We start from the raw sequence: 14,092 nt of genomic DNA, 5'->3' as shown, positions 1-14,092 counted from the left end.
TTCAAATCGCCTCTAGTTCGCTCAAAAAGTCACGAAGATCATCAAAATCTTCCTCGCTGCCGGCGCGGAAGGTGGCTGCGGCCTGCACGTAGGCACGCAGCGATTCGGTCTGGAACAGTTCCATCAGCGGGACGTCCAGGCCCAGCTCGGCCTGGACCCGCGAGGTAATCTGGATGGCCAGCAAGGAATGCCCGCCGACTTCGAAGAAGTTGTCGTTCAGGCCCACTTGCGCAAGGTGCAGCACGTCGGCCCAGATCGCAGCGATCTGCTGCTCCAGTTCGGTTTGCGGCGCCACGTACTGTTGTTGCATCTGGCTGGCGTCCGGCAACGGCAGGCCCTTGCGGTCGAGCTTGCCGTTGGGGGTCAACGGCATCTGCGCGAGGAACACGAAGTGCGCCGGCACCATGTAGTCCGGCAGGCCGCTTTTCAGGGCGCGGCGCAGGGTGTCGCGGAATTCGGCCTGGTCGGCCAGGGTCGCATCGGCCGGCACCACGTAGGCCACCAACTGCTTGCCGGTCGGCCCTTCCTGGGCCACCACCACGGTTTCGCCGACGCTGTCCTGTTCACGCAAACGTGCTTCGATTTCACCCAGTTCGATACGGAAACCACGAATTTTCACCTGATGGTCGACGCGGCCGAGGTAGTCCACCACGCCATCCGCACGCCCACGGGTCAGGTCGCCGCTGCGGTACACGCGGCTGCCGGGCTTGCCGAACGGGTCCGGCACGAAACGTTCGGCGGTCAACCCCGGACGTTCCAGGTAACCCCGCGCCACGCCCTCGCCGCCCAGGTACAGCTCGCCGGCCACGCCGATGGGTTGCAGGTTGAGTTGGGCGTCGAGCACGTAGCCGCTGCGGTTGCCGAGCAAGGTGCCGATGGGCGCGTACACGGCGCCGCACGGGTCGCCTTTGCGCGCCTTCCATAGCAGCGGCGTGACCACGGTTTCAGTGGGGCCGTAGCCGTTGAACAGGTAAGTCGGTTTCAGCGCACGCCAGGCCAGGTCATAGCTGGCCTGCGCCACCGCATCACCGCCGAAGCAGTACACGCGCACCGCCGGTGGGTTGCCGTCGCGCTCGGCATGTTCGGCCAGTTGTTGCAGGTACACCGGTGGGAACACCGCCATGGTCACGTGGTGGCGGTGCATTTGTTCGTAGGTGTATTCCGGCAACCACAGGCTGTCGTCACGGATCAGCACGCTGGCGCCGTTGATCAGCGGGTGCATCCAGCCTTCATGGGCACCGTCGAAGGCGAACGACATGAAGTGCAGTTCGCAGTCGGCCGGGCTGGTTTCATAGCGCTCGCCAGTGGCGATGATGTGCGCCACCAACGGCCCGTGGGGCACCGCCACGCCCTTGGGCATGCCGGTGGAACCGGAGGTGTAGATCACGTAGGCGAGGTTGTCGCCATGCAGAACCACGTTCGGCGCGGTGTCGCTGAGGTGCGCCCATTGCTCGGTAGCGTCAATCGCCAAGGTCTCCAGCCCTGCCGGAATCGGCAGCTGCGCCAATGCCTGGGTATGGCTGAGCAGCAGTTGCGCCCGGCTGTCCTGCATCATGTACAGCAGACGGTCACGCGGGTATTCGATATCCAGCGGTACGTACACACCACCGGCTTTGAGCACCGCGAGGAAGGCCACCATAATCTCGGCGCTGCGCGGCATGGCGATGGCCACGCGCACTTCCGGGCCGACGCCACGGGCGATCAGCCCATGGGCCAGGCGGTTGGCCTGGGCGTCGAGCTCAGCGTAACTCAGGGTTTGCGCATCGAACTTCACCGCTATTGCATTCGGGGTTTGCCGCGCACGGTCAGCGACCAGCTCATGCACCAGGCGCTGGGCCGAGTAACCGGATTCGGTACGGTCCCACAGTTGCAGGATGTGCTGCTGCTCATGCTGATCCAGCAGGTGCAACTGGCCGATGGGTTGGTGTGGATCGGCGACCATTGCCTGCAGCAGGTTCTGCCAATGCGCCGCCATGCGCGCGATGGTGGCAGGCGCAAACAGGTCGGTGGCGTAGCTCAGGGAGGCATGCAGCGCCGTCGGGGTTTCTTCGACGTCCAGCGCCAGGTCGAACTGGGCCACGCCTTCGTCCCAACTCAGCACTTCGATGTGCAGGTCGGTCAGCTGTTGCAACTGGCTTGCGGCGGACGTCACGCGGTGGTTGAACAGTACTTGGAACAAGGGGCTCAGGCTGAGGCTGCGCTCCGGTTGCAACGCCTGCACCAGTTGTTCGAACGGCAGGTCCTGATGGGCCTGGGCGTCCAGGGAGCGCTGGCGCACCTGGCGCAGCAACTGCTCGACGCTCATCTGCCCGTGCAGATCGGCCTTGAGCACTTGGGTGTTGACGAAGAAGCCGATCAAACCCTCGGTTTCCAGGCGGTTACGGTTGGCAACCGGAACGCCGACGCGCACGTCTTCCTGGCCGCTGTAGCGGTGCAACAGCGCCTGATAGGACGCCAGCAGCACCATCGGCAGCGTGACGCCAACGTTGTGCGCCAAGGTACGCAGGCCGTCCAGCAGCCCTGGCGCCAACTCGATGCCCAGGCGTGCGCCGCGATGGCTTGGCAGCGCCGGGCGCGGGTAGTCGAACGGCAGCTCCAGCACCGGTTGCTCGCCGCCCAACTGCTCGCGCCAGTAAGCCAGTTGACGCGTCTGCTCGCCGGCTTCCATCCACTGGCGTTGCCACACGGCATAGTCTGCGTACTGGATCGGCAATGCCGGCAGGTGCGGCGTTTGCCCCTGGCTGAACGCGGCGTACAGCTGCACCAGTTCCTCGACCATCAGTTGCATCGACCAGCCATCGGAGACGATGTGGTGCTGCACCAACACCAGCACATGGTCGTCCTCAGCCAGGCGCAGCAACTTGACCCGCAACAGCGGCCCGCGCAGTAAATCGAAGGGGCGTGCGACCTCGGCCGCCACAGCGCCCTTGAGGTCGGCGTAGGCACAGGCGCCCCGGTCGATATCGATCAGGCCCAGCGCTTCGATGACTTGCACCGCGCCCATGGCCTCCTGGCGCAGATGGGTGCGCAGGCTTTCATGGCGCGCCAGCAAGGTGTCGAAGCTGCGTTGCAGCGCGGCCTGGTCCAGCGGGCCATGCAAGCGCAAGGCACTGGGGATGTGGTAGGCCGTGCTGTGCGGGTCCAGTTGCCACAGGAACCATTGGCGCTCCTGGGCGTAAGACAGCGGCAAGGGTTGCGTGCGGTCGGCCCTCTGCAGCGCCGGCGCGGTGACGCCCTCCTCGCCCAGTGCGCGCACAAAGTCACCCAGCAGGGGTTGTTCGAACAGGGTCTTGAGCGCGACTTCCAGGGCCAAGGCCTGGCGCACCCGCGACACCACCCGCGTGGCCAGCAAGGAATGCCCGCCCAGTTCGAAAAAGTGATCGTCGAGACCGACCTGCGGCACGTCCAGCACCTCGGCCCAGATCGCCGCGACCTGTTGTTCGCGCGAGGTGACGGGGGCCAGATGGCCTTTACTCAGTTGGCTGGCATCCACTTTGGGCAAGGCCTTGCGGTCGAGCTTGCCGTTGGGGGTCAGGGGCAGGCGGTCGAGGAACAGCAGGTGCGCCGGCACCATGTAGTCCGGCAGGCGCTCGCGCAACGCGGCTTTGTAGGCCTGTTGCTCCTCCGGTGCGGAGCTCACCAGGTAGGCGATCAAGCGGTCGTTGTCGGCCAGCACCACGGCTTCACGCACGCCTGGGTAGTCACGCAGGCAAGCTTCGATCTCACCCAGCTCGATACGGAAACCACGCACCTTGACCTGGTGATCGACCCGGCCGAGGTACTCGACCACGCCGTCTGCGCGGTAACGCGCCAGGTCGCCGGTGCGGTACAGGCGTGCGCCGGGCGCCCCGAACGGGTCTGGCACAAAACGCTCGGCGGTGAGCGCAGGCTGCGCGTGATAACCACGCGCCAGGCCGACCCCGCCGATCAGCAGCTCACCGGCCGCGCCTTGCGGGCATGGCGTGAGCCCGGCATTGAGGATGAACAGCGAGGTGTTCGCGATAGGCCGCCCGACCATCGGCTGCGCTTCGTGCAGCCGATGGGCCGCCGACCAGATGGTGGTTTCCGTCGGCCCATAGAGGTTCCACACCGGGCCTTGCAGAGCGAGCAGGCGCTGGGCCAGGTCAGCCGGCAACGCTTCGCCGCCGCACAGGCACTGGACGCCGCGCAACAGCTGCGCGCGCGGGCTGTCGAGCAGCATGCGCCAAGTCGAAGGCGTGGCCTGCAGCACCGTGGCCGCCTCGCTGTGGACCAGGTCGAGAATGGCTTCCGGGTCGAGCGCCATGGCCTGCTCGCTCAGCAGCACTGTCGCGCCGACACTCAGCGGCACGTAGAGCTCCAGGGCGAAGATGTCGAACGAGAACGTGGTCAACGACAACAGGCGGGCATCAGCGCCGATGGACAAGCTGTCGGCCATGGCACAGGTAAAACTGCACAACGCCTGGTGCCGCACCATCACGCCTTTGGGCTTGCCGGTGGAGCCGGAGGTGTAGATCACGTAGGCCAGGTGTTCCGGCGTGAGCGTAACCTGCGGGTTGTGTTCTGCACCGGGTTCATCCTCGACCAGCAGCACCTGCAGGCCCTCGGGCTGTGCCAGCTGGCCGTGCAACCGCGCCTGGGTCAGCAGCACCCGGGCGCCGCTGTCGTCGAGCATGAAGGCCAGGCGCTCGGCCGGGAACTGCGGGTCGAGCGGCACGTAGGCAGCGCCGGCCTTGAGGGTGGCCAACAGGCTGACCGCCATGTCCAGGGAGCGCTCCACATGCACCGCCACCAGCACGTCAGGGCCGACGCCTGCCGCAATCAAGCGATGCGCCAGGCGATTGGCCCGGCGGTTGAGTTCGGCGTAGCTCAGGCGGTCGCCATTGAAGCGCAGTGCGACGGCCTCCGGCTGGGCAAGGGCTTGGGCCTCGAACAACTGGTGCACGCACTGCTCGCTTGGATAGTCGAATGAGGTGTGGTTCCAGTCTTCAACCGTCTGCTGCCATTGCGGTGCGCTGAGCATTGCCAGGTCATCGAGCGCCTGGGACGCATCGCGCACCACTGCGCGCAGCAGGTTGTGCCAATGCCCGGCCAGGCGTTCCAGGGTTGCCGCTTCGAACAGGTCGGTGGCGTACGTCAGCGACGCCCAGAGGCCATCGGCGGATTCTTCGGTTTCCAGGCTCAAATCGAACTGGGTGGTGTGCCCGGCCCAGTCCAGCGCCTGCAACGCCAGGCCCGGCAAGTGCACAGGGCCGGCGCGCAGGCTGTCCTGATGGTTGAACATCACTTGGAACAGCGGGTTGTGGCTGAGACTGCGCTCAGGCTGCAAGGCTTCCACCAGTTGTTCGAACGGCAGGTCCTGATGCGCCTGGGCCTCGAGGGCACGGCGCTTGCCCTGGGCCAATAACTGTTCGAAAGGCATTTGCCCATGCAACTGCGCCTGCAGTACCTGGGTGTTGACGAAGAAACCGACCAGTCGCTCGGTTTCCAGGCGCGTACGGTTGGCGATCGGTACGCCGACGCGGATCTCGGATTGGCCGCTGTAGCGATGCAGCAAGGTCTGGAACGAGGCCAGCAGGAGCATGAACAAGGTCACGTCCTGACGCTGGGCCAACGCCTTGAGCTCGGCCACCAGCGCGCGATCCAGATGGATTTGCCGGCGCGCGCCCCGATGGCTTTGCACTGCCGGACGCGGGTGGTCCAGGGGCAGCGCCAGCACCGGATGTTCACTGCCCAGGCGCGCGCACCAGTAATCGAGCTGGCGCTGTTTCTCCCCGGCGGCCATCCAGTCACGTTGCCACTGGGCATAGTCGGCGTACTGGATCGGCAACGCCGGCAAGGCGTTGTCGCCCTGGTAGAGCGCCACCAGCTCATCGACCATCACTTGCATCGACCAACCGTCGGAGATGATGTGGTGCTGGGTGATCACCAGCACATGATGCTCTGGCGCGACGTCGAGCAATTTAACCCGCATCAGCGGGCCGCTGCGCAGATCGAACGGGCGCTGGATTTCCTCGGCCACCGCCTGTTCGATCACCGCCACATCGACGCGCTGCTGCTCGATGGTCACCGCCAGGTGCGGATGGATGACTTGCAAAGTGTGCTCGCCTTGCTCCACAAAGGTGGTGCGCAGCGGCTCATGGCGCTGTACCAGGGCGTGGAATGCCTGCTCCAGTGCGGCGCGGTCCAGTTGCCCGCGCAGGTGCAGGGCGGCAGGCACGTGATAGGCCGCGCTGGCCGGGTCCAGCTGCCAGAGGAACCATTGGCGTTCCTGGGCGAAGGACAACGCCAGCGGCCGACCGCGCTCCAGCGCCAGCAACGGCTGCGCCGTGCTCACCTGCAGCGCCGCGCAAGCGTCGGCAAATGCGCGCAGGGTCGGCTGTTCGAACAGCGCGCGCAATGGCACTTCCAGCTTGAGCGCATGCCGCACTCGAGAGATCACCTGGGTGGCCAGCAGCGAATGACCGCCGCGTTCAAAGAAGTGATCGTCCAGGCCGACGCGCTCAACCTGCAACACCGCTTGCCAGATCGCCGCGAGCTGGATTTGCAGCGGGCTGTGGGGCGCCACGTAGGCCGGGGCGTGCAGGTTCAGGTCCGGCGCCGGCAGTGCGCGGCGGTCGAGCTTGCCGTTGGTGTTCAAGGGCAAGGCGTCGAGCACCACCCACTGCCCAGGCACCATGTAGTCCGGCAGTGACTGGCGCAAACGGCTCGCCAGTGCCTGTGTCTCCAGCGCATGGCCCTCGGCGGCTACCACGTAGGCGACCAATTGCGTGCCCGTGGCGCTCGGCAGCGCATGTACCGCGGCTTCACGCACCTGCGGCAAGGCTTGCAGGCTGGCTTCGATTTCGCCCATTTCAATTCGCAAGCCGCGAATCTTCACCTGATGGTCGATACGCCCGACGTACTCCAGCGCACCCGCCTCGTTGTAACGGGCCAGGTCGCCGCTGCGGTAGAGCCGCGCACCGGGGACGGCGGCAAACGGGTCGGGCAGGAAGCGCTCGGCGGTCAGCGCCGGGCGGTCAAAATAGCCTTGGGCCAGGCCGGCCTCGGCACCGATGCACAACTCGCCCACGCTATCGGTCGCCTGTAGTTCGAAAGCGCTGTCGAGCACGTAGAGCGAGCGCCCGGCAATCGCGCGCCCAATCGGCACGCCGAACGCGTCGCTGGCATCAGCCAACCGGCAATCGTGCACGCTGGACACCACCGTCGCCTCGGTCGGCCCGTACGTGTTGACCAGCCGCACACCGCCCAACCCGGCGGCATGCCAGGCGCGCAGGCCTTCCACGGACATGGCCTCACCGCCCACATGCACCTGGCGCAGCTGGCCCAGGGGGCGGCGGTGCACGGCGCATTCCTTGGCCAGCAAGTACCAGTAGGCGGCGGGCAAGTCGGCCAGGGTCACGCCCTGCTCGACGATTTCTCGCGCCAGTTGCCCGGCGTCCCACAGTTCATCGCCGCGCATGATCAGCGCCGCGCCCACGCACAGCGGCGGGTAGCACTGCTCGACAAAGCCGTCGAAACTGAAGGTCGCAAATTGCAGCACGCGGTCCTGGCCGCTCAGTTGGCTGTACACCGCGGCGCTGTCGCAGAACTGGTCGAGGGCGGCATGGTCGATGGCCACGCCTTTGGGCTGGCCGGTGGAGCCGGAGGTGTAGATCACATAGGCCAGGTCTGCCGCCGTCGCGTGGTTGGGCGGATTGGTCGCTCGGTAGCCGGCCAATTCATCACCGCCGGCGCTGAAGTCGATGCGGCTCAGCCCTGCCGGCAATGGCAAATCGGCCAGCAGGCCGGTTTCGCTGAGCAGCAGGTCGAGGCGGCTGTCCGCCAGCATGTAGGCCAGGCGCTCGGCAGGGTATTTCGGGTCCAGCGGCACATAGGCCGCACCGCTCTTGAGCACCGCCAGCAGGCTGACGATCAGTTGCGGGCCACGACGGGACGCCAGGCCCACGCGCTGACCGGGGCCGACGCCGCATTCCAGCAGGCGATGGGCCAGGCGGTTGGCGCGAGCGTTGAGTTGGGCATAGCTGAGGCGTTCGTTGCCAGCCTGCACCGCCAGTGCGTCCGGCGCGGCCTGGGCCCGGGCAGCGATGCGTTGATGAGCGCGTTGATGAGGCTGGGCGGCTGCGGGCAATTGGCTGAGGGCAAGCACGTCGCGCTGGGCGCTGGCGTCGAGCAGACGCAGGTTGCCCAGGGGGCTTTGCGCGTCCGCGAGGAATTGCGCGAGCAGATACTGCAGGTTGTCGCTCAGGCGGATGACCTGGGCTTGGCTGAAGTGCGCCCGGTCGTAGCTGAATTCCAGGCGCAGGCTGTCACCCAGTTCGATGCCGAGGGTCAGCGGATAATGCGTGCGCTCATGGTTATGCAACGGCCCGAAGCTCAGCCCGGCCGGCGCCCCCTGCTTCAGGGCTTCGGCCACAGGGAAGTTTTCGAACACCAGCAAGGTGTCGAACAGCGCGGCGCCTGGTTGGCCAGCCCAGCCTTGGATGTCATAGAGCGGCACATGCTCGTGATCGCGCAGGCTGAGGTTCAGCGCTTGCAACTCGCCGAGCCAACTGATGGCCGATTGTGCCGGCGAGGCGGCGCTGATGATCGGCAAGGTGTTGATGAACAGGCCCAACTGCTGTTCGATCCCGGTCAACGGCGCGGAACGCCCAGCCACGGTGGCGCCGAACGCCACGCACGCCTGGCCGGTGTAGCGTTGCAGCAGCAGGCTCCAGGCTCCTTGCAGCACGGTGTTGAGAGTGACTTTGTGTTGGCGGGCGAACTCACTGAGGGTGTGGGTGAAGTCACGGCCCAGCACGACCTGATGGTCGGCAGTGCCTGCCCCGGCAACCGGCGTACGCAGCGCTTGGGCCAGCAGGGTTGGCGCCTGCAACGGCGCCAGCTGGGCTTTCCAGAACGCTTCGCCGTTGCCTTGCCGTTGCAGCCAGCCCAGGTAATCGCGAAATTGCCCGAGCGGTGCGGGCACGGCCTGGCCGGCGTAATGGGCAAGCACCTCGCCGAGCAACTGGGCGTTGCTCCAGCCATCCATGAGGATGTGGTGGCTGGTGAAAATCAGGTGCCAGGTCGGCCCCGCGCCGCGCACCAGCATCAGGCGAAACAGCGGCGCGGTATCGAGTGCGAAACCGCGTTCACGCTCGGCGTGGGCCAGGGCTTCGCAATCGGCACTCGGGTCTTCAATCACCTGCAGCTGCAGGTCGACCTGGCGCCGGATCACTTGATGGGCGCTGTCCAGGCCCAGCCAATGGAAGCTGCTGCGCAGGATGTCGTGACGGTCCAGCGCGGCCTGCCAGGCGCGCCCGAATGCCAGCAGATCAAGGCCGTCGATGTCGACGCGCAACTGGTTGATATAGGCCTGGGCTTCCGGCGCCAGCAGGGTGTGGAACAGCATGCCCTGCTGCATCGGCGACAGCGGGTACAGGTCGGCGATGGCCGGCCCGGCCACCGGCAATCCATCCAGTTGCGCCTGAGTGACCTGTGCCAGGGGGAAATCCGATGGCGTGACCTGCCCGGCCGGTGTGGCACAGCAATGGGCGATCACGGCCTTGAGCTCACAGGCGAAGTCGTCCGCCAAGCGCTGGATGGTCGCAGCCTCGAACATCTCGCGACTGAAGCCCCACTGCAGCGCCAATTCACCGCCATACACCTGCCCTTCCACCGTCAGCCAGTTGGCCAGCGGCGCCTCGGGGTCCTGGGCCTGGCCGCTGCCCTCGGCGGCCGGTACAAACAGTGCCGATTCATCGAACTGGCGATCGAATTGACCCAGATAGTTGAAGGTGATGCGCGGCACGGCCAGGCCGGCCAGGGTTTCACGGGCTCCGGGCGCGCCGAGGTAGCGCAGCAGGCCATAGCCCAGGCCCTTGTCGGGGACTGCACGCAGTTGTTCCTTGACCGCCTTGATCGCGCCGGCCAACTCGCCGTCCGCTTGCAGGCGCAGCGGAAACAGGCTGGTGAACCAGCCGACGGTGCGCGTCAGGTCGATGCCGTCGAACAGGTCTTCCCGGCCATGCCCTTCCAGCTGGATCAGCGCGGCGGGCTGAGCGCTCCAACGGCTGACCACGCGCGCCAGGGCGGTGAGCAACAGGTCATTGACCTGGGTGCGATAGGCCGCCGGCGCCTCTTGCAACAACTGGCGCGTGTGCTCGGCGTCGAGGCGCGTTTCCAGCTTGGCGCCCAGGCGATGCTGCAGACCGCCTTCGGGGTGATCACAGGGCAACTCGGCCTCGGCGGTTTGCGCCTGCCAGTACGGCAGTTGGTGCTCGAGAGCGTGCGCCTGCTCTTGCAGCCGGTACGCCCAGTGCTGATAGGCGCTGGTCTTTGCCGGCAACCGCTGCTCGCGATACGCCTGTTGCAGGTCTTCCAGCAGGATGCGCCAGGACACGCCATCCACCACCAGGTGATGCACCACCAGCAGCAACCGCTGGGTGCCGTCGGCCATCTCGACCAGGGCGGCGCGCAGCAACGGGCCGTGCTCCAGGTCAAGGCTGCGCTGGGCCTTGTCACACAGCGCGGCCAATTCGGCGTCGGTGTCGGCATGGGCCTGCCACAGCAGCGATGCGTCGACCGCAGTGGCGTGGTGCTGTTGCCAACCCTCAGCCTGCGCCACGAAGCGCAGGCGCAGGGCATCGTGATGCTGGACCACTTGCATCACGGCCGCGTCGAGCCGAGCGGACTGCAGGGGTTCACGCGGGGTCAGCAGCAACGACTGGTTCCAATGGTGACGCGCCGGGATGGCCTGGGCGAAAAAGCCCTGCTGCACCGGCGTGAGGATGACCTCACCGCTCACTGGCCCCTGATCGACCACGCTCAGTTCGTCGACGCCTGCCACCAGCGCCAGGCTGCGCACACTCTGGTACTGGAACAGGTCGCGCGGACTGAGGCGGATACCGGCCTGGCGGGCCCGGCTGACCACCTGAATGGAGATGATCGAATCGCCGCCCAGCTCGAAAAAGTTATCGTCCAGGCCGACGCTGTCGATACCCAGCACGTCGCTCCAGATCGCGGCCAGGGCTTGTTGCAGGGTATTTTCCGGGGCAGCAAAGGCCTGCTGCGCCGTGGCGTCCGGCAGTGGCAGTGCCTTGCGGTCGAGCTTGCCGTTGGCGGTCACCGGCAGTTTGGCAAGCGCGATGAAGTGGCTTGGCACCATGTATTCCGGCAAGCTGCCGAGCAGCCAGGCCTTGAGGTCGGTCGGTGCGTCGCGTTCCAGCACCAGGTAAGCCACCAACTGTTTGCCGCCGTGTACCACCACCACCGCTTCGCGCACCGTTGGGTGCTGCATCAGGCGCGTTTCGATCTCGCCCAGTTCGATGCGCAGGCCGCGCAGCTTGACCTGATGGTCGAGGCGGCCCAGGTATTCGATCACCCCATCGGCGCGCTGGCGCACACGGTCGCCGGTACGATACAGGCGCTCGCCGGCCACGAACGGGCTCGGCACAAAGCGCTCGGCCGTCAGCGCCGAGCGGCGGTGGTAACTGCGCGCCAGGCCGGTGCCGCCGAGGTACAGCTCGCCTGAGACACCAGCCGCAACCGGGTTGAGCTGGGCATCCAGCACGTAGGTGCCGAGGTTGGCGATCGGTCGGCCGATGGGCACGCTGTCGGCGCCTTCGTCGATGCAGGTCCAGTGGGTGACGTCGATCGCCGCTTCGGTCGGGCCGTAGAGGTTGTACAGGGCTGCATTCGCCAGCTTGGCGAACACTTGGCGTTGTGCGTCCAACGGCAAGGCTTCGCCGCTGCAGACAATGCGCTTGAGGCTGGCGCAGGCCTCGACGCCGGGCTCATGGATAAACGCCTGCAACATTGACGGCACGAAGTGCACCGTGGTGATGGCGTGCCGGCCGATGGTCTCGATCAGCCGGGCCGGCTCCCGGTGTTCGCCCGGCGCGGCGACCACCAGGCGCGCACCCGTCATCAGCGGCCAGAAGAATTCCCACACGGAAACGTCGAAGCTGAACGGGGTTTTCTGCAGCACCGCGTCGCCGCCATCGAGTGCATAGGCCTGCTGCATCCAGCACAGGCGGTTGACCAGCGCGCGGTGGCTGTTACCGGCACCCTTGGGTTTACCGGTGGAGCCCGAGGTGTAGATCACGTAGGCCAGGTTCAGCCCATGCAGGCTGACGTTCGGGGCTGCGGTGCTGTAGCCGTCGAGCCAGTTCGCCGGCTGATCCAGGGCAATCACTTGGAGGCCTGCGGTCGGCAGCCGTGCCAGCAGGCTTTGCTGGCTGAGCAGCAGCCTGATGCCGCTGTCGTCGATCATGTACGCCAGGCGTTCCTCGGGGTATTCCGGGTCCAGCGGGACGTAGGCGCCGCCCGCCTTGAGGATCGCCAGCAGGCCCACGACCATGTCGATGGAACGCTCGACGCAGATGCCCACCAGCACGTCCGGGCCGACGCCTTGTTCGCGCAATGCATGGGCCAACCGGTTGGCGCGCGCGTCAAGCTGGGCGTACGTCAGGGTCAGCTCACCGAACACCAGCGCTGGCGCGTCAGGCGTGCGTTGCGCCTGGTCTTCAATCAAGTGATGGATCGCGTGTTCGGTCGGGTACGGCGTGGCCGTGTGGTTCCAGGTCTTGACCAGCAGCTGTTGCTCGTCAGCGTCCAGCATCGGCAGCTCACCGATGCGCTGTTCAGCATCTGCCACCATCGCCTGCAACAGGCGGGTCCAATGGCGCGCCATGCGCTGGATGGAGGGCGCGTCGAACAGGTCGTTGGCGTAGGTCAGCGCGGCATGCAAGGTGCCGGATTTTTCATAGGTGTCGAGGGTAAGGTCGAACTGGGTGGTGCGGCCTTGCCATTCCACCAGGGCCAGTTCCAGGCCGGAGGCGGTGCTGACAGAGGCGATATCCGCCACCACCGGTTGATGGTTGTACATCACTTGGAACAGCGGCGTATGGCTGAGGCTACGCTCGACGTTCAAGGCATCGACCAAGCGTTCGAACGGCAATTCCTGATGGGCCTGGGCGCCCAGGGCGTGCTCCTTTATGCCTTGCAGCAGTTCGGTAATGCGGGTTTGGCCGGTCAGCTCGGTGCGCAGTACCTGGGTGTTGACGAAGAAGCCGATCAAGCCTTCGACTTCAGTGCGGTTGCGGTTGGCGATGGGCACGCCGACACGAATGTCGCCCTGCCCCGTATAACGATGCAACAACACGTTGAAGGCGCCGAGCAGCAGCATGAACAAGGTGACGTTGTGCTTTTGCGCGCACAGGCGCAGTTGGGTGGCCAGCGCCGGGTCGATCTCGAAGGCATGGCGAGTGCCCTGGTAACTTGGCATGGCCGGCCGTGGACGGTCGGTCGGCAGCTCCAGAACCGGATGTTCATCGCCCAGGCGCGCCTGCCAATACGCCAACTGGCGCGCCTGCTCGCCGGCCTCCAGCCAGCGGCGCTGCCACAGGGCGTAGTCACTGTACTGGATCGCCAGCGCCGGCAATTGTGGCGCCTCATTGCGCTCGTGGGCGTCATAGCAACGGATGAACTCGTCGATCAACACATTCATCGACCAACCGTCGGAGACGATGTGGTGCAAGGTCAGCAGCAGCACGTGCTCGTGTTCGTCGAGCCTGAGCAGTTGCACGCGCAGCAGCGGGCCATGCTCCAGGTCGAACGGCAGTAGCGACTGGCGCGTCGCTGCCGCGTTGACCGCCTGCTCACGGTCAACGGGCGCCAGGGTGCTCAAGTCCAGATGCTCGATGGCCAACGACGGCTCGATTGAAACCTGCACCAGACGCTCATCCGCTTGACGCTGGAACACCGTGCGCAAGGTTTCGTGACGCGCCACCAGGCTGGCGAACGCTTGTTCCAGGGCGTCGAGGCTGAGCGCGCCTTTCAAGCGTACGGCGCCGGGCAGGTTGTAGGCGCCGCTGGCCGGATCCAGCTGCCAGAGAAACCACATGCGTTGCTGCGCGTAGGACAGCGCCTGGCGATCCTCGGTCTCCACTCCCGCCGGAATCGGAAACCGGGAAAAATCCACGCCTTCTTTCTGCAAGGCCTGCAGGAACACCTGGCGTTTTTCCAGGGGCAACCCGATAAACCGGCGAGCAAGTTTCAAGGAGTCTTCAGCATTCATTTGTTGGAGTCCGGAGCAATAGGCAGGAAGCACAAAGGCACGTCGTCCCTATAA

At 65.9% G+C, this 14,092-nt stretch carries 1 protein-coding gene; it reads right to left on the bottom strand.

All coding sequences use genetic code 11. The features are described 5' to 3' along the window. Position 1: 1 nt before the first annotated feature. On the bottom strand, positions 2-14,038 hold the full coding sequence (locus tag C4J84_RS11165) for a non-ribosomal peptide synthase/polyketide synthase (RefSeq protein ID WP_124435335.1): 14,037 nt from the start codon (positions 14,036-14,038) through the stop codon (positions 2-4). Positions 14,039-14,092: the final 54 nt, after the last annotated feature.

Origin of the sequence: Pseudomonas sp. R11-23-07 (genome assembly GCF_003852295.1) — a bacterium.
Taxonomy (GTDB): domain Bacteria; phylum Pseudomonadota; class Gammaproteobacteria; order Pseudomonadales; family Pseudomonadaceae; genus Aquipseudomonas.
Note: the sequence above shows the minus strand (reverse complement) of the source record. Positions and strands in the feature narration are given on the sequence as shown.

What these genes read in the sequence shown, in the direction of transcription:
- C4J84_RS11165 (WP_124435335.1), bottom strand. Translation starts at nt 14,038, where the DNA reads ATGAATGCTGAAGACTCCTTGAAACTTGCTCGCCGGTTTATCGGGTTG.